The 26,098-nt window shown below is 53.9% G+C and carries 21 protein-coding genes; 15 read left to right on the forward strand and 6 right to left on the reverse strand.

The window, feature by feature from the left end; genetic code table 11:
• Nucleotides 1-28 precede the first annotated feature (28 nt).
• Nucleotides 29-1,564 carry an oligosaccharide flippase family protein gene (locus H6507_09885; GenBank protein MCB9369405.1) on the reverse strand — a complete coding sequence of 512 codons (1,536 nt, stop codon included), beginning with the start codon at nt 1,562-1,564 and terminating at the stop codon, nt 29-31.
• 8 nt (nt 1,565-1,572) lie between these two features.
• Here H6507_09885 and H6507_09890 point away from each other — a divergent pair, with 8 nt between their 5' ends.
• Nucleotides 1,573-3,261: a hypothetical protein gene (locus H6507_09890; protein ID MCB9369406.1), complete on the forward strand. Its 1,689-nt coding sequence runs from the start codon at nt 1,573-1,575 to the stop codon at nt 3,259-3,261.
• Nucleotides 3,258-4,388, forward strand: coding sequence for a glycosyltransferase family 4 protein (locus tag H6507_09895; GenBank protein ID MCB9369407.1), 1,131 nt, complete (start codon nt 3,258-3,260; stop codon nt 4,386-4,388). Before H6507_09890 ends, H6507_09895 begins: the two co-directional genes overlap by 4 nt.
• Before the next feature lie 51 nt (nt 4,389-4,439).
• Here H6507_09895 and H6507_09900 read toward each other — a convergent pair whose 3' ends face one another.
• The 3 genes from H6507_09900 to H6507_09910 are packed head-to-tail and all read right to left on the reverse strand — an operon-like array spanning nt 4,440 to nt 7,182.
• A complete protein-coding gene (locus H6507_09900) occupies nt 4,440-4,631 on the reverse strand; it encodes a hypothetical protein (GenBank protein ID MCB9369408.1) in 192 nt (63 codons plus the stop codon).
• Nucleotides 4,632-4,651: 20 nt separating this feature from the next.
• Complete coding sequence (feoB, locus tag H6507_09905) at nt 4,652-6,886, reverse strand: ferrous iron transport protein B (GenBank protein MCB9369409.1); 2,235 nt, start codon at nt 6,884-6,886, stop codon at nt 4,652-4,654.
• Nucleotides 6,886-7,182: a ferrous iron transport protein A gene (locus H6507_09910; GenBank protein ID MCB9369410.1), complete on the reverse strand. Its 297-nt coding sequence runs from the start codon at nt 7,180-7,182 to the stop codon at nt 6,886-6,888. The genes feoB and H6507_09910 overlap by 1 nt, the downstream gene beginning before the upstream one ends.
• Before the next feature lie 187 nt (nt 7,183-7,369).
• Between H6507_09910 and H6507_09915 the strand changes: the two genes are divergently transcribed.
• Genes H6507_09915 through H6507_09940 form a run of 6 tightly spaced genes read left to right on the forward strand, consistent with a single transcriptional unit; the run spans nt 7,370 to nt 14,827 of the window.
• Nucleotides 7,370-8,440 (forward strand): glycosyltransferase, encoded by a 1,071-nt coding sequence (locus tag H6507_09915; protein MCB9369411.1) that lies wholly within the window; start codon nt 7,370-7,372, stop codon nt 8,438-8,440.
• Between the two features lie 27 nt (nt 8,441-8,467).
• Entirely contained in the window at nt 8,468-8,824 is a 357-nt protein-coding gene (locus H6507_09920) for a four helix bundle protein (GenBank protein MCB9369412.1), read from the forward strand.
• A 36-nt stretch (nt 8,825-8,860) separates the two neighbouring features.
• On the forward strand, nt 8,861-10,702 hold the full coding sequence (locus tag H6507_09925; GenBank protein ID MCB9369413.1) for an ABC transporter ATP-binding protein: 1,842 nt from the start codon (nt 8,861-8,863) through the stop codon (nt 10,700-10,702).
• Complete coding sequence (locus H6507_09930; GenBank protein MCB9369414.1) at nt 10,699-11,775, forward strand: glycosyltransferase family 4 protein; 1,077 nt, start codon at nt 10,699-10,701, stop codon at nt 11,773-11,775. Before H6507_09925 ends, H6507_09930 begins: the two co-directional genes overlap by 4 nt.
• Nucleotides 11,772-13,799: a metallophosphoesterase gene (locus H6507_09935; GenBank protein MCB9369415.1), complete on the forward strand. Its 2,028-nt coding sequence runs from the start codon at nt 11,772-11,774 to the stop codon at nt 13,797-13,799. The genes H6507_09930 and H6507_09935 overlap by 4 nt, the downstream gene beginning before the upstream one ends.
• Entirely contained in the window at nt 13,796-14,827 is a 1,032-nt protein-coding gene (locus H6507_09940) for a glycosyltransferase family 9 protein (GenBank protein MCB9369416.1), read from the forward strand. The genes H6507_09935 and H6507_09940 overlap by 4 nt, the downstream gene beginning before the upstream one ends.
• Before the next feature lie 9 nt (nt 14,828-14,836).
• On the opposite strand, the gene H6507_09945 is transcribed toward H6507_09940, so the two are convergent.
• On the reverse strand, nt 14,837-15,217 hold the full coding sequence (locus H6507_09945; protein ID MCB9369417.1) for a hypothetical protein: 381 nt from the start codon (nt 15,215-15,217) through the stop codon (nt 14,837-14,839).
• Nucleotides 15,214-15,897, reverse strand: a complete 684-nt coding sequence (locus H6507_09950) for a hypothetical protein (GenBank protein MCB9369418.1) — start codon at nt 15,895-15,897, stop codon at nt 15,214-15,216. Before H6507_09950 ends, H6507_09945 begins: the two co-directional genes overlap by 4 nt.
• Before the next feature lie 52 nt (nt 15,898-15,949).
• On the opposite strand from H6507_09950, the gene H6507_09955 reads away from it, so the two are divergent.
• The 7 genes from H6507_09955 (at nt 15,950) to H6507_09985 (ending at nt 26,043) form a co-directional block, all read left to right on the forward strand.
• A complete protein-coding gene (locus H6507_09955; protein ID MCB9369419.1) occupies nt 15,950-17,725 on the forward strand; it encodes a M20/M25/M40 family metallo-hydrolase in 1,776 nt (591 codons plus the stop codon).
• A 35-nt stretch (nt 17,726-17,760) separates the two neighbouring features.
• A complete protein-coding gene (locus H6507_09960; protein MCB9369420.1) occupies nt 17,761-18,804 on the forward strand; it encodes a PD40 domain-containing protein in 1,044 nt (347 codons plus the stop codon).
• 226 nt (nt 18,805-19,030) lie between these two features.
• Nucleotides 19,031-20,773, forward strand: a complete 1,743-nt coding sequence (locus tag H6507_09965; protein ID MCB9369421.1) for a hypothetical protein — start codon at nt 19,031-19,033, stop codon at nt 20,771-20,773.
• A gap of 522 nt (nt 20,774-21,295) precedes the next feature.
• Entirely contained in the window at nt 21,296-22,786 is a 1,491-nt protein-coding gene (locus H6507_09970) for a hypothetical protein (protein MCB9369422.1), read from the forward strand.
• A gap of 430 nt (nt 22,787-23,216) precedes the next feature.
• Entirely contained in the window at nt 23,217-24,590 is a 1,374-nt protein-coding gene (locus H6507_09975) for a hypothetical protein (protein MCB9369423.1), read from the forward strand.
• Complete coding sequence (locus H6507_09980) at nt 24,587-24,970, forward strand: hypothetical protein (protein MCB9369424.1); 384 nt, start codon at nt 24,587-24,589, stop codon at nt 24,968-24,970. The genes H6507_09975 and H6507_09980 overlap by 4 nt, the downstream gene beginning before the upstream one ends.
• Complete coding sequence (locus H6507_09985) at nt 24,970-26,043, forward strand: hypothetical protein (protein ID MCB9369425.1); 1,074 nt, start codon at nt 24,970-24,972, stop codon at nt 26,041-26,043. Before H6507_09980 ends, H6507_09985 begins: the two co-directional genes overlap by 1 nt.
• Nucleotides 26,044-26,098 lie beyond the last annotated feature (55 nt).

Below are 26,098 nucleotides of genomic sequence, written 5' to 3' on the forward strand. Positions count from 1 at the left end.
GGGGGGTATCGCTCGGTGGAAATTTTGTTTAGAATTTCCAGAGGGGTTTGGGGAGTTTGCTGTTGATGAAGTCGCGTTCTTCCTTTGAGAAGCCGCGATTGATCATTGAGAAGATCAGGAACAGGACGCTGTAAATCGCAATGCTGGCAATGACGCCGAGCAGGCTGTTCAGATAGGGTCTCAGGAAATAGATCACGACGCCCGCCGCCGCGCCGTTCAACCAGATGCGCACGTTGCCCCAGAAATCCGCGCGTGCATTGGCGACTTTCTTGACGAAGAAATAGACGAAATTGTTTTGCGCGAGCACGGCAAAGCCTGTGATCCACGGCATGACGACATAGCCGTATCTGGGAAGCAGCAGCACGCCGGCGACGATCTTAAGCAGGCCCGTGGCCTTCGCCCAGATTAGGATGTCGATCCGTTCGTGATTTTGCAGCATCAATCCCAACGGCATGCGCAGCGAAGCGGACGGAAGAAAGAGAGCCATCGTCGCGACCAGCGGCCAGGCTTCGGCGTAGCGCGGATCGAAAAGATAGACAATCACTTCTTTCGACATTACGACCATCCATATGGCGACGGCCACCGTCGGGAAAAGCGTAGCTTTCATAAGTAAGCGAAATCCGAACTCCGCTTTTTCTTTGCTGGCACCGTACTCGCTGAAGAACAAGGGCTGAATCACCGGACCCAGCATCTTCATCGGCAAGGCCTTTTGCGCAAGATCATTGATGCGGTTGGCCAAGCCGTAAAATCCCGTCGCGACGCCTCCAAGGATACTCGACACGAGAAAGAAATCGGTGGCGACAGACAGCAGCGCGACGCCGATTTCATTGGCATAGGCCAGCGACGCATACTTCTTCATGCGCGGCCAGGAAACAGGTTCGTCCGACGTCGCGGCTTGTTCGTGAACTTTGTCTTTCGCTCGAGCAACGGCATACAGTGTCACGCAGATCGCGAGGCTGGCGCTCTCTGCGACCACTACGGCGACAAAACTGCGATAGGCCAAGTAGACTCCGCCGAGCAGCAACAGCCTGACCGTGTTGTAAACGATCGTGACCGTGAAGATCGTGGACTGGCGGAACGTCGCGCTGAAGAGAAAATGGTACACTTCCGACAGCAAATAGAGCAGAGCGGCGACGCTGAATATCCTGAGCACTTCGGCTTCACCGGGGAAGTTGATCCACTCGCAGATTTTGGGAGCGAGAAAATAGACAATCACCAGCAGCACGATTCCGACCGCAACCTGCGTGCGGAAGACCTTGCCGAAGATTTCCCGAATTCCCCGCCAGTTATTTGACGAAAAAAGTTCGGGAACGAACCTCGTAATCAAGTGAGGGATCCCGAACTGCGAAATCATCGAGAAGTTTATCATAACGCCGATGAAAAGTAAGGAATACAGTCCGTACTCTTCGACGGTCAGCACATCCAACAAAAGCCGAATGACAATGTACGAAAACACCGCGGCTTGGAATTTTCCCAATAGCGAAAACACCGTATTGCGCAACGTGCGGCGACGCGGTGGCTTTGCCTTGCGTTGGTCGTTCGTTACACCAGCCTGATCATTCAAGGTAGTAATTGAATATCCTTTTCATATTGGATCGAAATGAGTCGCCGCTGTTTGAAGGGGCGACACGGCTGCTCCGCGGACACGCGCTGACGCTTGCGGAGTTCAGGAATGACACGGACGGCGCATGGTTTCCGCAGAATGAAACCAGCGAGTCACCGGAAAATTTCGCATTTGCAGCAGGCCGGTGGAGCGAACAGCCGAATGCCGCGAAGCCCGGACACTTTCCGGACGGCTGCTGGCTCGCGCTGACTTTCGACCGACGCTCGGACGAGCTTTCTGTTCGCAGTGATCCGTTTCTCCAATCCCGCTGGTATTGGAGCATGATTGGCCCGGCACTGGTGATCTCAAACTCCTTACAGAGTATTTGGAAGAAGTTTGGAAAATCGCTAAGACTTGACCGTGAGCTTGCACCAAAACTGCTTCGATACGGATACTTGCCGAATACTCTGACGCCCCTTGAGAATGTTGTCAGTTTGCGGAGCGGCCAAACACTGCATTTTCGGAACGCGCAAATTGAAATTGCGCAAACGGATGTTGTGCCCCCGGTCAGAACGGCACGGCATGTATCTACTGAAGAGCTCCGCGACGTATTGTTTGAAGCAGTACGCCGCGAAATCGGAGCGGCGCAGCGCGTCATTGTGCCGATATCGGGTGGCATGGACTCGCGGGTTCTCTTACGCATGGCGCTCGACATTCTGCCGCGTGAAGCTATTCACACGATTACGTTCGGGCATCCCGGTTCGCTTGATTTTCGCATCGGACAACACGTCGCGCAAGCGCTGGGAGTCACAAATAGCGCGCTCCCGATGGATTCACGGCCCCTGCCTGCGCTCGCCGGAGAGAATTTCAAAGTCGGCGAAGGGATGTTCTGGGGCGTACCCGAGTATCCAGTGCAGCCGCTGCGTGACGCTTTGCCGCAAGATTCCGTCGTGCTAAGCGGCTATATCGGCGACGTCGTATTTGGATCATTTGAACCCGATGAAGAGTTCGCGGATAGCGGTGCCGCCCGCCGCTATTTGGAGGAAACAGTTGTCTCCGTTTCGGACAAAACCATGCGCCAGCTATTGGCCGACTCGACTCCCATGAATTTTGATGAAACGTCGATCGGCGAAGATAGTTCCCCGCTGCGGCACTATGAAGCCTTCATCTATGGGTCACACCAGATGAACCGTACGAATTTCGGGCTGTTCGTACACCGCGACAAAGCTGTTTTTTGTGCTCCCTACGTACATGCAGACGTGCTTAGAGTTGCGTATTCGCTTTTTCCCGAAGAGCGTCGCGGTGAGCGGGCATTCTTTAGAATGATCCGCGAACACTATCCCGAGCTTTGGAAACTTCCGCTAAAATCCAGCTTCGGTTATCCTGCCGAGCTTCGCTATGCGCGGCGAACCGTCTTGGTGCGCACGTGGCGTAAGATGCTCGCGGATATTGATCAAACGGTGGGGGCGAGTTTGGGCACTATCCTGTACCGCCATCCGCGTCTGAACTATTCGCACCCACGTGAATGGTTGGCGAAACCGCACCGCAAGTTCGTGCTGGAGTGCTTTGACCGCTTGACCCGGTTTGCAACTTTGAATGCTTCGGCAATTGAAAAGCTGCGCACCAGAATTGCCGCCGGAAAAGCTGTCGACCCGAGTTTGCTGAAAGGTTTGATTACCTTGGCACAGTGGGACGAATATTACGGATCAGAAGCATGAAACGGATCGTATTCGTAACACGCTATCAACTTTTGCGCTACACGGGCGGCGCGGAAATGCAATGCTGGATGCTGGCCAAAGAGTTTAAGCGGCGCGGTTGGGATGTCCACTACATCAGCGAGAACAGCAAACCGAATGCCGCCCAAGAACTGGACGGGATCACATTGCACAATCTCCCGGAAGGGACGCCGTGGTACGACATTAACCGCAAGGCCGTCGGGGAGCTACTGCAGAAATTGAACCCTGATGTTGTCTACACCAGAGTGTTCAGCCTTTATGTGTCACACGCCATGACGCTCGCTCCTAAAAACGCCGTCACGATTTGGGCGTCCGCGGCCGCGCATGACGGACAGGTCACGACGACGCTGCCCGAAATTTGGCAAACAAAAACGCTGCCGCAACGTCTTGCCTTGATTCCGCGCGTGATCTACGCCCGAAGCAAGGCCAGAAGGGGAGCGCTGAAAGCAAAAATTCAACTGGCGCAGTCCAACGAACAGCTAATTAATCTGAAATCATGGGGCTTTTCGCCGGTATTGCTTCGGAACAGTCTTGAAGACACGTTTGCTAAGCTGCACGATCACGACGGACCATGCTCTGTGTTATGGGTCGGATCCATCAAGAAATGGAAAAGACCGGAACTCCTGTGGGAACTGGCGCGCCGATGCCAAGACTTGGAATGTCAATTTGTCATGGCCGGCGAGCTTCAGGATGAACTCAGCAAAGAGCCTCTGGCACAAGCGGAGCGAGAGCTAAGCAACTTTCACTACGCAGGGTTTGTGTCCCCTGACCAAATTTGCAAACTGTATGACAAGGCGCATGTGCTGGTCTCAACCAGCCGCGCGGAGGGATTTCCAAACACGTTCACGCAAGCGTGGCTGCGCGGAATTCCCGTGTTGTCACTGGACGTCAATCCGGACGGGCTCTTAACCAATGGCGGTTTGGGTGCACACGCGACGGATATGGATGGACTTGAACAAAAGCTCAGAAACTTGCTCGCCAACCCCGAACTGCGAAAGCAGATAGGCCAACGAGCACAAGAATTTGCCAAGAAAGAGTTTGACTTGCAAGCGAATGTCGATAAATTGGAAGAATTGATTCGCGCAAAGAACCCGAAACTCCCCGGATAATACACACTGATAGCAAACGAAACGGGCGCCTTCGTCGGGCGCCCGTTTGTGTTACTTGGAAAGCTGAAGTCGCTGGCGAGCCTTTTGGATTTCGACAATTGGACAGCTATCGCAAGCCTCCGCATGTCCGCTGGTCCAATCACGGGGAGCACGGCGAGCGAGGCGGAGCTTGCGCCATGCCAGATAAGCCACCGATGCCGCAACGGCGAGAATGACGAGAACTAAATCCAGAGTTTCGGACATACGTGCGAGCTCCGAGTTTCTTAGCTTAGTCCGAGCAATTTGCCACCTTGATAGATGGCGAAGGCCCCGACCCACGCGAGCACAGTCATATAGCTGACCATGAAAATTGGCCACTTCCACGAATTCGTTTCGCGGCGGACGATGGCGACGGTCGACATGCATTGACATGCCAACACGAAAAACACCATCAGAGCGAATCCGACCAACGGTGTGTAAATAGGACGTCCGTCTTCGTTTTGCGCCCGTTGCAGCGTCTCGCGCAAGGTTATGGAGTCGTCATCTCCAATAGAGACTCCGTGAACGACGGCCAGCGAACTGACGAAAACTTCGCGCGCGGCAAAACTGGCGATGATGCCGATTCCCATGTGCCAATCGAAGCCCAACGGCTTAATGACGGGTTCGATGAATTTACCCATTTGCCCGCCGATGGAATGTTCGGTGCGCAATGCCGCTTCTTGCGTGGCAATGTGCTGAAGCGCCAAACTCTGCGCATCGTGGTCCATCGCCGGATTACTGAGCACGGTTTGGCGGGCTTGCTCGAAAGGAGCGGTGTCCGTCTTGACCCACTCGATGTTCATCAAGGCCCACAAGATCACCGTTGCCGCGAGAATCACGGTGCCGACGCGCGCGATAAAGAGTTTGGCGCGGTCGTAAAGATTCATCACGATCGAGCGTGCAGAGGGCAGCTTGTAGGTCGGAAGCTCGAGATAGAGCGGCGGCGGCGGACTTTTGAGAATCGTTTTTTTGAACAGTGCGGCAACGCTGATTCCGGCGAATACTGAAATCAAATACATGCTCATTAACACGAGTCCGCCGACGGTGAAAACGCCCAGCACGCGTTGATTGGCGACAAAAACGGTGCCGATTACCAGTGTATACACGGGCAAGCGAGCGCTGCATGACATCAACGGTGCAACCAATATCGTAACCAGTCGGTCCTTCTTTCCGGCAATTGTGCGCGTGGCCATAATTCCGGGAACGGCACAGGCGAAACTCGAGAGCAGCGGCACAAAGGCGCGACCGTCAAGTCCGACTTTGGCCATCACGCGATCCATCAGAAATGCCGCGCGGGCCATGTAACCCGTGTCTTCCAGGATTCCGATAAAGAAAAACAAAAGCAAAATCTGCGGAAGGAAAATAAGAACATTTCCCATGCCCGCGATCGCGCCTTCGACGACGAGATTGCGAAAGAGTCCGTCCGGCATGACCGCGCCGACGCTGCCGGCAATCCAATCGATCAAACTCTCGGATGCGGCCATTGCCGGCTCCGCCCACGAGAAAATAGATTGGAAAACAAAGGCCATCACAGACAAAAAAATGACCGGACCGAGCAGACGATGCAAGAGAACGCGGTCGAGAGCTTCGGTAACGCGGTGGGGTAGGTCCTGCTCAACAGCAGAGGAGAGTACCATCAAGTTACGCAAGTACTGATAGCGTGCGCTAGTCTCGATGGCGCGAACTTGGTTGGTCGTCAGCTTGCGCTTATTTAGTACACGTTTGGCCATCGCAGTCTGCGTCGGGGAGACTTTGATGGCTTCGTCGCCGTCCAAAGTCGAGACCAAGAGCCATAAGGCTTCACCGCGAGCATTTTCTTTCGACGAAAGTCCGCTTTGCTCGAGACCTTCGGCGAGTTCTTTGACCGTGCTTTCAAGCGGCTCGGGAAGCGCGTCGATGAATCGCGGAACCTGTGCTGCCGGGCCATCCGTGCGAACACCCTGTTCAACCTGAGCAAGCAGCTCGGAGATGCCTTCACCCGTGCGGGCGACTACCGGAATCACGGGACAACCAATCGCTGCCGAGAGTTTATCAGGATCGATATGAAAACCACGCTCGCGCGCAATATCCATCATGTTGAGCGCGACGATCAGCTTGACGCCCATGTCGCGCAACTGGGTCGCGAAATATAAATTCCGCCGCACATTCGACGCGTCGAGTACGACGATCACGGAATCGGGACGCTTTAGGCCAACGCTGTCGCCGACCAAGACGTCATGTGAAATTTGCTCTTCCGGTGAGCGCGCGGCAAAGCTGTACGTGCCGGGAAGATCGACCAAATCGACGACTTCGCCGGACGGCAGAGCGAACTGCCCGATCTTTCTTTCGACCGTTACACCCGGGTAGTTGCCGACTTTATGGCGCGCACCGGTCAGGCGATTAAATAGCGTCGTCTTGCCCGAATTGGGATTCCCCGCAATAGCAATAAGCCGACGTGTTTGCGTCGGCGTATTAGTAATTGGACGAGGAAATATGGACATTACTCGATTTCGGTCAAGGGCGCAACCAACAGGTGACGGGCGTCCTCGCGGCGGACGGCCAAGGTGCAGCCCGGCAAGCGAACGCTGAACGGGCTATTTAGTGGTGCGGTGCGCTCGATAACGACATTTGTACCGGGGATCAGACCCATTTCCATGAGTCTGAGAATGTTCTCGGAGGGCTCCTCTATCTCAACCAGCTTGCAGCGGCTGCCGACGGGGAGACAGTCCAGCGGGCACAGAACACTTTTGTCTCCTGTATGTCCGCAACTAAGACATTGTAAGCACTTATCTTGCATTCAATAAGTTAGAACTATCTAACAAAAAATTGTACTTTACTATCCGATTCGAGCTTTGAGCTATAAATATGCATAATTTGAACCAACGAGTCAAGAATTCTCTTCGTCGACTCGTCACTCATCTTTGCTTATCCCCGTAATTTTGGCGATATTCCGTGATTACCAATGACCCGTTAAGCCTCATCTCGTGCGCATACTTTTTAGCAACGCCTCTCTGATGTGGGGCGGCAATGAAAAATGGACTCTCAATGCCGCTGAAACATTAGCAAAACGGGGGCATGATGTCTGGGTTGCCGTGCGCGAAAAAGAGCTGTGGCTGACCCGCCAGAAAACCGGTTTGGTGAAGTGGCTCGAGTTGCCGTTTCTGAATGACGCAGATGTCAAGACTGTTTGGAAGCTGCGAAAGCTCATTCAGAAAGAGCGGATAGAGATCTTCTTGCCGACCCGCAGCCGCGACTATTGGCTGGGGGGATGGGCGGCGATGAAGACGGACGCGAAATACGTGATGCGTATGGGTATCACGCGCACATTGCCGAATACGCTCAAGGAACGACTTCGTTACAGCGTCTGGCCGGATGGAATCATCGTGAATGCCGAGGCAGTCAAGCAATCTCTCGTCGCACATCCGTGGATCAAGGGCGAGGGAATCCGCGTCATCTACAACGGCGTCGACCAGCGTGGACGCTGGACCCAGAGCGCTGCGCATGAATCCAACGTAATCTTAGTGGTTGCAGCAGGTCGAGTGGAGAGCGAAAAAGGCTTTGACGTCTTGATTGATGCCATGGCCATCGCAGTCAAAGCAGAGCCGCGATTGATTTGCGAAATCTGGGGCAACGGAGACCAAGTGGATAACCTGAATGCGCAGATTGAACGCTTGGACTTGGACGAACACGTGAGGCTGCGCGGATTCACGCAGGATATTACTCAAGAACTCGCCAAAGCAAACATAGCCGTGTCTTCGTCTTACCGGGAAGGGATTTCGAATTTCATTTTGGAATCTTGGTCGGTCGGAGTGCCACTGGTCGCAACGGCAATAGAAGGATCGGCGGAAATTGTGCACGACCGCAAACGCGGGGTGCTGGTTCCGCCTGGTGACGCGCAGGCGATGAGTGCCGCGATTTTAGAAATCGCGCGAGATGATAATTTACGCGATACTTGTATTTCCGGCGGCAAAGACGCGATAGAAAACATTCACAATTGGGAAAAAATGGCAGAGAACATGGAGATCTTCTTCAAAGAAATTGGAAAGAGGAAATAGGAAAGAGGAAATCCAATCCCAGCCCTTATGATTGATGATCTAAAGAATCGAACCAAAGCATTCGCGGTGCGCATCATAGGTTTGCACAACAGCCTGCGCGAGAAGAATTCCGCGAATGTCATCGCACACCAAGTTCTTAAGTCAGGAACATCTGTTGGAGCTCACTGCGCGGAAGCTTCACGCGCAAAATCAAGAGCCGACTTCTTGAACAAAATAGTCGGAGCAACTCAAGAGCTTGAAGAAACTCTGTACTGGCTCGACCTAATGGTTGAAGCAAGGCTGGTTAAAGCAACACGGCCGGAATTGCTTCGGAAGGAAGCCGACGAGCTGATGGCGATTCTAACAACGATAGCCAAGAAAACCAAAACGGGCAAGAGAGTCTGATTTTCCTCTTTCCTCTTTCCACTTTCCCCTTTTCACTTGATTACTTACCTTAGCTTCATAAACCCGTTCAAGCGCTATCCGCGCCATCTGATCATGACGGCCGTGTCTACACTCTTCTATGTAGTGTTTAACACGCTGTCAATTTGGCTGGTCGCGCCGGTGCTGAATATTATCTTTTTGCCGAACAAGGCGACCGAACCACAAACGGAAGTTCTTACGGGCGGCTTGCGCGGCGTCTATGACGGACTGAAGCAATGGTCGTGGGAAATGCTCGGCGGCGGCGATCCGCTGGACGTGCTGCCGCGACTGTGCATCGCGCTCGTGATCGTGTTTATGCTTAAAAATTTGTTCGCATACTTACAGCTGCATTTCGTGTCGTATGTCGAACAGAGAATGATCAAAGACTTGCGTGATCGAGTGTACGCACATGTAATTCGACAACCGTATAAGTTCTTCGACCGCAGTTCAACGGGCGAACTGATGAGCGCCGTGATGAACGACGTGAACACGTTGTCCGTGACCTTTCAGAGAGTCTTCACTCAAGCCGTGCGCGACCCGATCACGGTAGTCACATTCTTGGTCATTCTTTTCGGTATTTCGTGGCAGCTTACCCTTGCGGCACTCGTGATCGTTCCGGCATTCGGACTGCTGTTTAAGAAAACCGGCGGCAGCCTCAAGCGAAAATCCGGCCGAATTCAAGAAGGTCTCGCGGAAATCACCGGCGCGCTGCAAGAAACGATCAGCGGTGCGAGGCTGATCAAATCTTCGGCATCGGAAGAAAAGGAATCTGAGCGGTTCGAAAACCGTTCGTTCAGGCTGTTTAGGCACTCGCTTAGGCTCGCAAGACTTGAACGGCTTGCCTCGCCCCTCTCCGAAACTATCGGCGTGGTCATTATCGCGTCCGTCCTCCTGCTCGGCGGTCAACAAGTCCTGTCGGGGTCAATGCTCGACGCGGAAGACTTTATTCGCTTCATCGTCGTGCTCTTTTCGATGCTGGCTCCGGCCCGCGCGGTGGGCGGCTTGCACAACTATTTGCAGATTGGCGCCGCCGCCGGTGCGCGAATCAACACGCTGCTTGAAGAGCCTGTCGAGACGGCGGAAACGGAACAACCTGAGAAAGACGTCACAGCGCTGCATGACGGTATTCAATTTGATCACGTCTGGTTTCGCTATCCGACTTCCGAGCAATGGGTTTTGCGAGACGTGAACCTGACGGTGAAACGCGGAGAAAAAGTCGCGCTCGTCGGCAGGTCGGGAAGCGGGAAAACAACCACGGCGAACCTCTTGCCGCGTTTCTATTCACCGGAGCGCGGCCGCGTGCTGTGGGACGGAGAAAACGTTGACACCCTGTCCCGTGCGTCTTTGCGCAGACATATCAGCTTGGTCAGTCAAGACGTGTTTTTGTTCAACGAGAGCGTGCGCTACAATTTGACGTACGGTCTGAACGACGTGCCCGAAGAAAAGCTGCAAGCGGTGATGGACCGCGCGCAGTGCACGGATTTCGTGAAGAGGCTGCCGAACGGACTTGAAACGTTCGTGGGTGAGCGTGGCGCGCAGCTCTCCGGCGGACAAAAACAACGCATCGCCATTGCAAGGGCGCTTCTCAAAGACGCACCGCTGCTTGTGTTTGACGAAGCAACGTCCGCGCTCGACAATGAATCGGAACGGTTGATTCAACGTGCGCTGGAAGAACTCTTCCGCGAACGAACGGTCATAATCATTGCCCACAGACTCAGTTCAATTCGCTTCGCCGACCGCGTCGTCGTGCTCGACGAAGGCGAAGTCGCCGCGCAAGGCTCGCACGACTCCCTGATGACAGACAGCGATCTCTACCGCACGTTAACACAGCTTTACGAACGTGAGAGTCAAGCTGAGTGAGGCTCTTACTGGTCAATTCTGCGGCACCCGAGCTTTGGGGCGGCGGCGAAAAGTGGTTTGTTGAAGCGGCGAAGTGGTTTGACGCTAACGGACACGATGCCGCAATTGTTTCCCGTCCGGGATCGCACTTGATGACTCGGGCGATACAAGAAGATATCGAATGTATCGCGAGCAAATTTGGAGGCGACTTCGATCCGCTGGCGATGCTGCGGGCGCGGGAAGTTATTCGAACGAGCCGCTCAGACGTGGTGCTGACGAATTTCAACAAAGAGAGCTGGCAGTTCGGAGTCGCGGCCAAGACGCTTAAGATACCCGCCGTCGCACGGCACGGATTTACTTTGTGGTCAAAGAAAGTCCATCACCGGCTCCTTGCACACAACATTTTAAGCAAGCTCGTCGTGAACGCGGAGAGTATTCGCGCACACTATGAATCGCTGGGAATTAAGCACCAAGACATCACCGTAATCACAAACGGAGTGAGTCCCGTTCAACAAAAGCCGGGCGACCTTCGGAAACGATTGCAAATTTCCGACGATACTCTGCTCTTGGCGGCGGGTGGACGTTTGGAAAGTCAAAAACGATTTGACCGTTTGCTGCGAATCGCTTCGGAACTTGGGAAACACGTCTCATTCAAGCTGGCGATTTTCGGAACGGGTCCGCACGAGAACGACTTGCGCGTCAAGGCTTCGCAACTGGGTCTTGACGACACTGCGACGTTTCTGGGTTTCGTGCCGGACTTCGCAAGCATTGTCGGCGACGCGGATTTGTTTCTTTTGACGTCTGAAGACGAAGGCACGCCAAACGTCGTGCTGGAAGCAATGTCAAGTGGAGTTCCGGTGCTGGGATTCAAGGTCGGTGCGATGGAAAGTATCTTGGAAGGTGAATTGTCCGAATTCATAGTCGCTCCGGACGACGAGTCGCAGTTTATGCGGAAGTTGAGTGAGTTTGCAACAACTCGAGAGAAGTTGGACAAATGGCGCAGTCGCTTTCGGCAACGAGTTCAGGAAAAGTTTAGTTTCGATCGTTCCATGAGGCAATATCTCGACGTGCTGCAAGCGGCTATAGTAAAATGAGCGACCGTCGCGGACAGGCGATTGGCGCCGCGCTCTTCATGTTGTTCGCACTCGCGGGATGGGGGCCGTACTTCGTCGCGACCGCAACTTCGGGAGTGTATTTGTCGACTGCCGTGTTGTTGGGTGGATTCTTTGCAATCCTTGCGGCGGGTTTTACCTACGATGCTGCGGAACGACTGTTCGGAGAAGGAAAAGGAATCTACGCGGCAGCAGTGCTCTTGACTTTTCCTCCGGCGGGAATTGTGTTCAGCGAACCGCCGATGTTGTCGTATACGTCGATGATGTTTGTCGTGTCCGCATCGATGTGGTTTGCGGCACGGGCGACCAAGGCGTCACTGCGGGAATCTCTGTTCTTTATTGTACTCTTGAGCGGCGTCGCGTTTGCATCCTTCGGGCCGTGGCCCCCCGCGATTCTTTCGTTGGCGACACTTTTCGTATTGCGAGAACGCACCGGCACCGCACCACGGACGTTGCTGCTGGCTGCTGGAATTTCGTTATTGGGATTGGTCGCAAAACAGACGTTTCGTTTCGAGCTTCCAAGCGTCGCGGAGCGGGAGCCGGACATTGCATTGAGCGTCGTCGAATCAATCTTGCTGATCGCGCCGTGGTTTGCATTTGGTGTTCTTTCTATCTTCCGCGCAAAAACATGGACACGCAACGTCGTTGTGGGAGTCATTGTTCTAACGGCTCTGCACGTCTATGTCGGTGGTGAGTGGATCGGTTTGGTCGGTGCCGGCGCGCCTTTGCTTGCGTTAGCGGTGACCTCCGCGCTGCTTGGTTGGTTTGAAGCGGAAACAGAAGGACGGGAGCGTGGAACAAGATGGACGGCGCTTCCGCTGATAGTTGTGTTGGTTGCATTTGTGATTGCGCGAATTGCAAATGCTGAAGGCATTGTGCTCAGCCGCAACTACGCGACAGTAGGACTGCTTATCGCCGCGCTGTTGACAGTTTCGATGATTCGTGACGCGCGGCGCTGGGTGTTTGCGCTGCACGCGGCCGCTGGACTTTATGCTGGCGGGTTATGGTGGTACTACTGGCAAGAAAATGCGGCCGAGACCTCGGAGATTTCAATTGATCTTGCTCCGTGGCTGCTCGTGATCGCGCTTCTTGCGCGAGCAGGAAGCACGTTTATTTATGGAAGGCGGATGCCGAGGCGTTTGCGTGCGCCGGGGCCTCCGCATCGATTCGATCCCGTTGTCTTTCGCGTATTCTCCGATGTGCGCCGCAAAACATGGGAGGGCACGCCGGTTGAAGTTTCGCCAAAGAGCCCTGAATGCGTGAAGTTTGCGATATTCGGGGACGTCGCTGGTGCCGAATCACCTTTCGCCGGCCGCAATTCCGGCTACTTTGCGTTTCAAAAACTCGCAAAAGATATCGAAGCGAACGGCGCTGAGTTCGCTGTCTCGACCGGAGATCTTGCTCCCAGGGCAACGCACTTCGCATATCGACGATTGCGAAAGTTACTGAAGCGGATAACTGTGCCGCTGATTGCGACGCCGGGAAACCACGATATCGTTTTTCAGAGGAAAGTTCACGCGCAGTTTTTTCACGCGCTCTTCGGCAGCGACCACGGCGACGTGACGGTCGGGCCGGTCAGAATGATCTTGATCAACAACGCGTGGGGAAGTTTGTCCGACGAACAACTTACGTGGGTCGAAGAAACGCTCGCCAAAGAGTCGTCTGGTGTCGTGACGATAGTGTTTTGCCACAAACCGGTTTTCGATCCCCGCGAAGACACTTATTACGGCATGGAGCACCGTCCGCATGCCGAGCGGCTGCACGAACTTTTTGTTCAGCATCATGTCTCAGCCGTTTTTTCCGGCCACATTCACAGCTTGCTTAACACGGAGAAAGACGGAGTCAACTATATCATTTCCGGCGGCGGCGGATCGAAATTGAAAACCGCGAACGACGCTCACCACTACTTGCAGTGTGAAGGAACGTCCGCAGGTTTGCTCGTGAATGCCGTTGCGATTGACACAGGTGAGACTCTACTTGAATTGAAGATTCCGGCACGCGCATGAAACTTTCTAAACCCGCGCAGAAACTCAATCCGAAAAAAGTATTGCTTGTGCAATTGCGCCGCATCGGAGATTGCGTACTTTGCACTCCAGCAATTCGCGCGGTAAAAGAGCAATTTCCTGACGCGAAGGTTGATTTCTTGGCGGAATATCCCGCCGAAGAAACTCTGAGAAACCATCCGGTAATCCGCAAACTTTGGGTCGCACCGGTTGGAGGGATTGCTGGATTTGTAGAACTTGTTCGCGGGCTAAGGCGCGAGCGCTACGATCTCGTCATTGATTTTTACTCTAATCCACGCAGCGCTCAGGCCGTGTTTCTCACGGGTGCGAAAGTGCGCGCGGGGCTCAAACGTCGTGGCAGAAGTTGGGCATACACGCATCACTTCATTGAAGAAGAGCCTGACCACAACTCGTATGCCGTAGACCTTAGGCTGGATATGCTGAAGCTGTTGGGAATCCAACCGGGATCGCGGCGGCTTGATATTTACAGCGACGAGAATGACCGCGAAGCGAAAGCGAAAGCAAATCATCTACTCGATAGTTTGACGGGAATCGTGGTTGCGGTGGCGACGGGAAGCGCGAACGCGGCCAAGCGCTATCCGGCGGATTTGACGGCGCAAACGATTGAGCTTTTGCGAGCGTCGCACATGGAAGTGATCTTGACGAGCGGTCCGGGAGAAGAGGAGTTTGCTAAGAGAATTCTCACCAAACTGTCAAAGCCTGTGCCGCATCTTTCTGACGCGCGCGTGCCTGAACTTGCGGCGCTATATCGACATTGCTCGTTGTATATCGGGCCGGACTCGGGACCGAAGCACGTTGCCGTTGCGTGCGGCATTCCCACTGTGACGATTTTCGGCCCGGGAAATCCCGACAACTGGAATGACAAAGAGAATTCAAGAAACCTCGTGATTGCCGCTCCTTGCAGCTTCCGTCCGAAATGCGACGAACTTGAATGCGCGCGGCTCGGACATATCGCAACAATAACGCCGCGCGAAGTTCTCGGCGCGGCGTTGAAATTGCTGCTGGAATAGGATAAGCTGTCAGTGTCCGCGCATCTTTTCGATGTCGCGGCGGTCTTTCTTGGTCGGACGACCTTTTTCTTTCTTGCCGGACTCGCGCCAGAGTTTGTTAGACTCTTCGATCTGACGAAACTTCTCGATCGTCGCATCGTCTGTGATTTCTTCGTACATGCGCGGGGCGTCTTTCTTGGAGAGATTGATGTCCGCCGCTTCGAGAATTCTGAACGTGCGGTAAAGTCCCTTCATGCGAATCTTGATCGTGACGCCTTCGTCCACGGTGTCGTGCGGATCGGCAAACTTGTCGCCGACCATGATTTTGCCGTCTTTACAGGCGCTCGTCGCTTGCGTGCGGGACTTGAAAATGCGCGCGCGATGCAGCCAAATATCGATACGAAGTTTCATTTCTTGGTGAGCCAGCGGTCGGCTGCCTGAATTGCGGCGGCAGTTTGTTCATCGGTGAAGCGCTCGTCGGCAAACATCGTGGCCAGCACAGATACAAGCGTGGCGGGCAATACTTTGAAGGATTTTTCTTCGCCTTTAGCCAGCGCGGTGAGCACGAGCGGGAATTCCGTTAGGATTGCCACGACGCGCTCGACTTCGCCGTCCGTCGCCTCGAGCGCGGAGAAATCCATGCGCAGCGACGACAAATAGCCCGCAATGTTTTCCGCTTCGTGAACAAGCAGCGTCGCAAGCGACGTCAGCGCCCAGCCGTTCAAGCGGTTATCCACCGCGGCATCGTGAAACGAACAGATCTTGCTAAAGGCGGTTTCGCTCAGACCGTCGGCCCACCGTTCCTTATGAATCTCTTCGACGGCGGCCAAGCGAAATTCTTGTACGGCCATGTATGTAGACCACGAGGGAATAATCTCGAGGATCAAGTCAACCGCGTTTAGGACCGCCAGCGCGCGACCGCGCTCAGGAAATGAAAGAATCCGCCACAGCGCGTCTCGTGCGTCAGAAGGCCTGATGATTCGCGGCAATGAAAGTTCAGAAACCTCGGCGATAAGTTCGCGCGAGGGAGCTGCTTCGCCCGCGGCGTACGCCACGGCGCTTTCCAAAAATTGTTTGACCACTTTGTCCATGCCTGAAGATACGACTTCTTACAACCATTTTCCACTACACATAGACTGAAACATGAAACGCTTGTCTTTTCTTTGCTTGCTATTCGCGTGGTCGGTTATTGCCGCCGCACAACCGATGATTGACCATATTCGCGCGGACATCGAGTATCTTGCGGACGACGCCCGCGAAGGCCGGGGTATCGGCACCAAGGGTCTCGACGACGCGGCAAACTACATCGAAAACCAAATGAAAGATGCCGGACTTCAGCCAGCTTTTGACGGCTCCTATTTTCAAGAGTTCGAAATGGGCTGGGGCTTCACACTCGGTGAAAACAACTTCATCGTCTATAAGGGCGACACAATCGACACGGAGCACGGCGTGATGCCGACCGGATTTTCGGCTCCGGGCGAGGTGACGGGTCCCGTGATCTTTGCGGGGTACGGAATCATCGCGCCGGAATTCGAGTACGATGATTTCGCGGACGTCGACGTAAAAGACGCGATCGTATTGTGCATGCGAAAGGAGCCGGGAGAATTTGACTCCACGTCAAAATTTGATGGACTGAATGTTACCGCGCATTCGGCGCTGCGCGCAAAAGCCGGCAACGCGAAACTCAAGGGCGCGAAGGCTATGATTCTTGTGGACGGTCCGATCTATGCCGATACGTCGCAAACTGAAGAGTTGGTTGTGCCGTCCGCGAATGAAGCCTATATTGACTGCGGAATTCCGGTCTTGCGCATGACGCGCAAAGCCGTCAAGAAGATGTTCCCGGAGTTCGAGTTGGACAAACTTCAGCGTTCCATCGATTCCAACACTCAGCCGCGCAGCCTGAATGTCACCGAAGACGACGTCACAATGTCGACAGACTTGTCCCGCGAAACGGTAACAGTTAAAAACGTCGCGGGAATCATTCCCGGTGGCGAAAATATTCTCGTCGTCGGCGCGCACTATGACCATCTCGGTTACGGACAGAGCGGCAGTTTGGATGAACAGGCTCATGTCATTCACAACGGCGCGGACGACAATGCGAGTGGCGTCGCTGGAATGTTGGAAACCGCGCGCGTCTTGAAACAATCTCCGGTCGCGTCGACGGTGCTCGCCGTGGCGTTCACCGCGGAAGAAACAGGTCTGGGAGGATCGAGTTTCTTAGTCAAGAACTTTCCGCTTGATTTAGATAAAGTGCGCATGATGCTGAATCTGGACATGGTCGGCAGACTTCCTGCGAATGATGAATTCACTGTGCTGGGATGCAAATCCGCCGAAGAATTCAAAGATATCGTCGATCGCGCGGCGCAAGGAACCGGGCTCACGATTACGTGCAAAGGTGACGGCTATGGTCCCTCCGATCACATGAACTTCTATCTGGCGGACAAACCGGTGTTGTTCTTTTTCACGGGAGCCCACGAAGATTATCACAAGTCGACGGACGACGCGGATAAGATCAACTATGAAGGCGAAGTTAAAGTGACAAACCTTGCCATCAACACACTGCGCGAAATCGACGCGTTCGACCATCCGTTAACTTTTGTCAAATCCGCTGAACCGCCGGAACAGGGCGGAGGAGCCTTCCGGGTTTACTTCGGATCGATTCCGGATTATTCGCAGCCGGATACACTGCTTGGAGTCCTGCTTTCCGGCGCTCGCGAAGGCGGACCCGCAGCGACGGCAGGCATCCAAGGCGGCGACTTGCTCGTCCGCATGGGCAAGGTAACACTCAACAATATTTACGACTTCGTGTTCGCGCTCAGGACGTACGCTCCGGGAGATACCGTTGAAGTGGAGTATATCCGCGAAGACAAACATGAAGTCACGCACGCGGTGCTGCAGGCTCCGGCGCAGAAACACTGAGAGAAAATTGCAAATTGAAAATGGAAAATAGAAAAATGAAGAAGTTTTTATTTATCACGGCGATTTTGGCGGCCGCAAGTTTGTTTGCTTCGGAGCCTACCTGGTTTGAAGGCGAAACGCATTTGAACAACATCAAACAACTTTCGTTCGGTGGCGAGAACGCGGAAGCGTACTTCTCTCCCGACGGAAAATGGTTGGTGTTTCAATCGACGCGCGACAGCTTTCAGTGCGATCAAATCTTCACAATGAATCTGGAGACGGGCGAAACGAAACTCGTCAGCACGGGACTCGGCGCGACGACGTGCTCGTTCTTCGTGCCGGGCACCGACGAACTCGTATACTGTTCGACTCACGAGAATGCGCCGGAATGTCCGACGAAGCCGGATCGCAGCTTGGGTTATGTTTGGGGACTGTTTGAGTTCGACGTTTACAAATGCAAGCGCGACGGCAGCGATCTTGTGCGACTGACGGACGCCAAAGGATATGATGCGGAAGCCGCGGTGTCGCCGGACGGCAAAGAAGTCGTGTTCACGTCGGGTCGCGACGGCGATCTCGAACTTTATAAAATGAACATCGACGGTTCGAAGCAGACCCGCTTGACGCACACGATCGGTTACGACGGCGGACCGTTCTTCTCGCCGGACGGCAAGCATATTATTTACCGCGCGTTTCATCCGAAGACTCCCGACGAATTAAGCAAGTGGAATCACTTGTGGGAAAACCAAGCTGTGTCTCCGGTGACGCTTGATTTGTGGATCATGGACACCGACGGCAACAACCAGCGGCAAATCACGAATCTGAACGCGGCGAGTTTTTGTCCGTACGTTTCTCCGTCGGGCGAATGGGTGATCTTCACGACTAATTGGGCTGACAGCTTGGGCAATCACCGGATGCCGAACTTCGATTTGTTCCGCGTGCGCGCAGACGGTTCCGATCTTGAACGGCTGACCTACGGGCCGAGCTTCGACGGATTTCCGATGTGGTCCTACGACGGCAAAAAATTGGTTTGGGCAAGCAACCGCGGCGAAAGCAAAGAACGCGGCGAAACGAACATCTTCATCGCGGACTGGGTGGAGTGACTTGAAAAGTCACCAACGAGGCTCTGACGCGAGTGCTTTGAAGTTTGGCTCCGTTTGACAGGTTAGTTCGGGTGTGCAATTGCGGAGCAAAAGCCAAGTGACGTGTTAGTACAACTTGCCACGAGTTTGGCGAGATGGCGGCATGACCTTGCTTGTCTGATTTGGCTTGATTACATTTGGAAAGTTGGAAGATACCCAAAATACTCCTTTTGAAGGCAGGACAACCATGAAGGCTCGTAAATCGATTTGGTTTGCAACCGCGGGACTAATCGTTCTGATGGCCGTTGCGCTGGTCGTCGGTTGTAAGAGCGACAGCGGCGGCGACAACAATAACAGCGGCGCAAAATGGACCATTATGCTCTATGGCGCGGGCAACAATGATCTTGATATGGCCAACAACGGTACGTCATATATCGTTCAGGACGTACAGGACATGGAAAAAGTTGAGAGCGACGGCAATGTGAATATCATTGCGATGGTGTCGCGCTATGGCGGCGGAGGCAATGCGCGATACTACAAGGTGGAATACCACCCGAGCGAGAATCCGAACCAGATTAGCTCGCCGGAAATCGAGAACCTCGGTACGCGCGACATGTCGGACCCACAGACGCTCCGAAACTTTATTAACTATTGCAAAGAACATTACCCTGCCGACCGCTACCAACTTATTATCGATGACCACGGAGCAGGCTGGCCGGGAAGCTGTTCTGACGATCTCGCCGGTGCGGGCGGACTTTTGACTCTGCCGGAAACGCGCGAAGCAATCACATCTTCAAATCTCGGGCACGTGGATATTTTGACGTGGCACGCGTGCCTGATGGGTATGGCGGAAGTTGCTTATGAACTGCGTGACGTTTGCGAGTACATGACTTGCTGTCAATTTGTGATGCCGATGGAAAATATCCTCGGATCCGATTTGTGGCTGGGTTGGCTGCGCAACAACCAGGATGCTTCGAACGAAAACTACGCCCGTCAGATTGTGCAGTCGGTCGTGGCGCGCGCGCAGTTCAAACAGAAGACGACGCACTATGCCATGATCAAGATGTCGGAGATGCAGGCGTTGGGTGCGGCACTCGGAAACTTCGGCAACATTTTGGTGCAGGAAGGCGGACAATACTGGGGCGAAGTGCTTAATGCGTGGAACAGTACACACGCGACGAATCTCGATGATCCGCGCTATGTGGATATTCGAGAATTTACGAATCAGGTTCAGGCCCAACCGACACTCTCGACGATCAATTTGATCAATCAAAACGCCGTCAACGTGCGCAACGCCATCAACGCCGCGGTGCCGTTTACGGATACGTATTTTCAATCGCCGACGACGCCTGTTCCGCGCGGTGGATTGAATGTTTACATTCCGTGGCAACTCGCGCAGTTTGCTCCGGACTCCGTGAGCTACTCATCTTTGCAATGGAGACAGACAAATTGGCACGCGTTTGTTTCCACGTTTGTCCGCAGTTTGGGCGGCGGCGATCCGGTAGGACGATGCTGCTACAACAACAACAACGATTGCGCGGACGTAACACAGGCGCAATGCGCTACGGTATCCGGCGTGTGGACACAGGGCGCAACGTGCAACGACGGTTGCGGCGGCGGAGGACAGTGTGCCACGACGTGCGCCACTGCGATGGCCTACACTCCGGGGAATGTCGTAAGCTCTTGTTCGATTGCCGCTCAAGGCGGAGAAAACTGGTTCAGCACGACGCTCGGAGTTGGTAGTTGGCGATTCCAACTTGCCGCGGGAGGTAATGACTTCGACCTTTATACATTTGCCGATGATTGCGCGACGCAGTACACCGAGTGTCAGGGAGAAGAGGTTGGTGACGAGGACTTCACTTGCACGGTTACCGGAGGTTCCTTGCCGATTCGTGTTGTGGTCTATGCCTACAGCGGCTCGGGCAGTTATCAGTTTATGATATCGCAAGTCGGTGCCACTGGAGGCCCGGCGGACAAAGTGCTGCAATAAATTACTTCTCGCCGAGCACGGATTAAGCGCATCAGCGCGATTCCTGCCGGAACCTGATTAAGGCGAAAGGCCGTCCATGTGGACGGCCTTTCTTTATTTCTCGTTGCGGCACCCATTTCGCCGTTGTGGGTGTCCACACTCGCAATGGCGCCTTTCCCCTCGCGGCGGCACCTGTTGCAGGCACCTCGCTCCCACCTAATCAAAACAAGAGTTTACCCCATGACCAATCTCCATATCATCGAAAATCCGGCCTTCCGGCAAGAAAAACCACCCCATCGAGTTGATCATATGATCAAATTTTGCTACGATCAAGTTGATCAGAATCAATTAGTTGGAATCTCGTGGCGAAGGCAAGTCCATGGGCGAAACCAATATCTTTATTGCGGACTGGGTTGAGTAGAGACTAATAATTCAAGCTCAAACAGGAAGCAATTGTTATTATGAGAGGCGGCTCCGGAGGGCCGCCTCTTTTATGTGACGAATATGCTTGATTCGTTCCAATTTCTGCACTAAAATGAAGACATGCGAAATTTTCAACAATTCCTTGTCGGCCTATGGGCCGTTGCAGGACTGATTTGGCTAGCATCCTCTGCCAACGCTCAGCTTCCCGTCATGCTGGATGCCGAAGTAGAAATCCCTACGGCTGCTTCCTGCTGGGACATGCGGCACTGGGTGGATGACTCAACTTATGGATTGGCGTATTGTATCGGCGATACGCTTTTCTACAAGGAGACGCTCGACTCGGATTTGCAGTATGTTGTGACGGATGACGAGTGGTTTATTCCGCCGGGTTGGGTGACCCCGGTTGGGGAAAGAACTCATGTGTTCTTTTTCAAGCCACAGAATCAGAATCGTTTTGGATTCCTTCTAACCGGAGAAGTTTACTTTTTGTCATGTGACATTGGAGACAACACTTCTGATGCTTACGTGCTAGTTGAGATTGATGCCTTATCAAACTCAATCGAGCGTGCTGACTATGTCACCAGATTTATGACAGATGGACTGTTCTGTAGTTGCTCGAACGGCAACACTTATGGCGCTACATTGGGGGAATATCGACCGTGGCCAGAACCTCCTGCCAGCGCGCAGTACCTAAGCACTATTTATAACACAACAGTGTTTTGTGACCCCGCAGGAGATAACTCTTTGACTTATTCGTCTCAAGCGCTTGTGTTTCGCACTAACGACACTCTTCCGCAATTCACATCACCAGCGTATACTTCGAGCCTTGCAGTTTTATTAGATTCGGAGTCTCCCTGCTTTGCAGGAGGAACATATTCACTCGAGGAATATGGCTACCACTGGGACGAAGAGTATTTCTATATTAAAAACACCAGGTTTTGGAAATCAGAATGTGGAACGAATTGTCCTGTAGTTTTGTCAACTCCCTGTTCAGAGTCAACGACTTATCCTCCGGGACACCCCAATTATGTTTTCTGTCCACCGATCTACGTGGGATTTGGAAGTTTGGAGAATGGAGATATTGTTCTCGCGCGCACTGGCTTCGGCTTGGATTTCGCGACGCTCGACACATTGTGGGAAAACCCGGATGCCGTGCCGCATTATATGGCACGGATTCCTCTCGATCCTAACTTGGCGATTGCCAAGCAAGTAAGTAACACTCGGTTTGAGTTTTTCAGACTAATAGACGGCGGTTACTTGGATGAACTAACTCTTCCCGCCGGGTTCATTCACGATGTGATCACCACGGAATCCGGGCTTTGCAGTTTCATTTCGTTTACATATTCGCCGACGATTGTTCGAGCCTATGTCCCGATTCCAAACGAACAATACGTGACAATATGCTGTATGCCGTTTGACGGAAACCTCGTCGAGTTGCGATGGTACAATGATATCGGCGCCACGTCATACCGGATTGTATTTTCTGAACAATGCAATGAGAATTCAGTTGAACTTACGGAGTACACAGCGGTTAATGATACGACCGTTCAAATTGATGTAGGAGCACTCGGCGATGCCGGATGTTTCCGCATCGTGCCTGTGTACGACTAGCTCAGGGCCGCGCAACGGCCGTATCGATTAGGCTCACTACTACCCCCCCCCGAGGGGGTTTTTCGTTTCGTAACCCTACTACCTCCCTGCCTCCGGCAGGGGTTCATTACGAAACCCTCAAGAAGGGACGGCCAGAGGCCGACGGTAGTAGGATTGCTCGCTGACCCCCCCTAACCCCCCCGCTAAAGCGAGGGGGGAGACCGAAGGCACCCCCCTAAGCCCCCCGCTTGCGGAGGGCGACCGGAGGGATCCTTCACTGTGTTCAGGATGACGACATACGAGGATGTCGAGCCAGAGGCTCGACCTAATGGGGCGTGACTTTCAAGCGCGAGCGCCAGCGCATTGGGTCCAGCGGCACGCTGGCTGGCACATCGGTTGCTTAGTTGAAGTGTGACAACAAGGTGCTTGGGCATCTGTTATATAGAGTCATATGAAAGCTAAAACTTTAATTATCCTTGTCTTGGCCGGGCTGGCGCAGGCGCAAACCTGGCCGTCTGGAGCCATTTCAGACCCCTCCTTGGGGGCAAAACCTGTCCCCGCCGGACACTTCCGACTGGCAGGATTTGGCTCACAATTGGCCAACGACACCTGGGAAGACAACCGCGCCGGCGGCTCATTTGAGATCGGCGTCGCGAAGGGATTGGCCCTCTCCGCAAGCACCTCCAACCGCGATTTGGCCGGACACGGAGCCTTCCAAAACGGAGCCGAAGATGCCAAACTCGGACTCGCGGTCTGGCCGCTCTCTTATAAGGATAGACTCGCCTTCGGAGTCAACGGCAACCTGATTTTGCCGACCGGTTTCCGCGAAAACGAGAGCTACTACGACTCCACCACAAATTCTGTCATCGAATTGCCTGCTTACTCGCTCAAGCAAACCGGCGGACAACTGTCCCTCGGCGGAGCATGGGCGCCGGGCAAAGCCGCCGAGCTCTCCGCGTTCTTTGGTTACTTCGGAACTTCCGACAACACCGAACAAGCACTGCGCTGGGGTATGGGTTTGTCATTGACTCCGTTCGGAGAACGTATCGGAGCAAGTGTCGCGTACGGTCAATCGATCACTCGCGTCGGCAATCTTCCCGATACTGAAGTGCTGCACGGCGGACTCGATCTGAAATTGCCGTGGGGATTTGGTTTGCATCCGGGAGTCTATGCTGAACTGGAAGATGATCCGCTGATCGGCGGTTCAATCGGATTGAGTTTTGAAGGACGTTTGCCGCGCTCGGTCTTCCCTCCAAAGGCACAGCCGGCTGCCGCTCCTTACCGTACAGGTTCACTGCTCGTCGCGCCGCCGATTACTTCGATGCCGATGGCCGACAACGATGAACTTTGGTACCAACTGCGCGAGTCGATGAAGCAGTCTTTTGACTTAGTCATGCCGCTCCCGTCGCTGGATAGACCGGGGCTTCCGTTCGACGCTATGAACCGCGAAGCATTTTGGAACAGCATGTCGGCGATTCATGCGGCTTATCCGACGATGCGCTGGATGTTGGTCACCTACGTAGATGACGAAACGGTCGTGCGCGGAACAAGTTTGTCGATTCCGCTGATCGTATCGAAACCGAAAATCGAAGCAGCCTGCAAACTGCGCGTGCAACTCGTCGATTTGGTCGAACAAAAAGCCTACGTCGAGCGCACCGTGATGGCCACGGCAATTCTGAACGACGGCCTGCGCAGCCCGTTTCTTTCCACGATTGAAAGTGAAAAAGTAACCGTGACTCAGGCGCGCGAAGTGACGAAAAAAGTCTATCGCAACGCGGGCCGCGAAGTTGCTCTGACACTGCCTCCGCGCGGAGCCGATGAATGAAATATTTCTTTATGCTGATACCTCTGCTCTGGATCGTGTCCTGCACGAATCCCGCGAGCACCGAGCCGGAAACGACCAATTCGGAAACGACGCGTGTGTTGACGGTCGAAGCTCGGCCCAGCGCAATTCCGGCGGACGGGATCTCGCATATGACCATCTTCGTCGAATACCGGATTGACGGATTGCCCGTCGAGGACTCCACGCGCGTGATTTTGCTCAATCCCATGGGCGTGCTGGCGGCAGGAACAGTGTTTACGACCAACGGCGTCGCATTGGATACGCTCACGGCGGATTCAGCGGCGGGACTTGGATGGTTGATTGTCTATGCGGACGGTTTGCGCGATTCAACTGAAATCATGTTTACGGAAAATACACCTTAATGAACATCAAGCTACTTACGATTCTCGCGTTTGCGATGCTGCTTTCAGCATGCGGCAGCGGTGGATCTTCAGGTCCGACGACTCCCGTCGGTCCGGAAGAATTCTCGATCGACTATTGCCGCGTCGTGGAAGTGGACGGAAGGATGCGCCTCGAATGGGCCGCGAACCGGCCGACCACCGGCGAATTTCGCTACGGCCAATCGGTTTACACGCAGCTTTTGAATGTCAACACGCTCGCCGATTCGCACAGCGTCGGACTGTCCGGCTATTCGTTTGCAACAACCTACATTTATAGGTTGACGGCGGTGGATGCCGAAGGCAACAGACTGGATTGCACTGGAGAGTTCCTGACTCCGGAAAAGGCCACGCCTGAACCGATTATTACACAACTCAGATTTCAAGAGATCACGGAATCGTCCGCGCGCGTGACGTGGCAAACGGACGAACCCGCTTCGACGGTTTTGCACTACGGTATAGGCGTCGCGGAAGATTCGATCACGATGGCCTCGCAGGTGATGGACCATGAAGTCGTGCTGACCGATCTCGAACCTTCGACTATTTATGCGGTTCGCCCTGAAGCCGTCGACGCCGACGGATTGCGCGGCATCGGACCGGACAGCATGTTCGCGACGGCCGCATTGCTCACACTGTGGCTGCCGTCCACGCAAATAAACATCGGCGACACCGTGCTGGTGCCGGTAAATATCGAAGCGGCAAATGATCTTGCGGCTTTGCAATATTCGATCACGTTCGCGGAAGGCAACGTCGAGATCATCGGAATCACCGAAGGCCCGTTCTTCGACGACAACGACGGTTTCAATTTCTTCCGTGGAATTCAAAATGGAGATTTTCGCGTCACGAACACTTTGACGTGGATTATCGAATACAGCGGCGACACTCGCGTTGGGACGAACGCGGACGGTGACGGCGTCGTCGCATACTTAGAACTCAGAGGTCTTGCACCGGGCTCGGCGGGGGCCGCGTTTGATGCGGATTCGACTTTTGGATTGGACATGTTTGCGCAAGCGCGCAGCTGTTCCTTGCGCACCGGAAACATCACGGTGCTGCCATGACAAACTTGAAGAACCTTTACACTTCAACATATCCGGTAAATAAAACCCGGAAAAT

The organism is Calditrichota bacterium (assembly GCA_020637445.1).
Lineage (GTDB): Bacteria > Electryoneota > RPQS01 > RPQS01 > RPQS01 > JABWCQ01.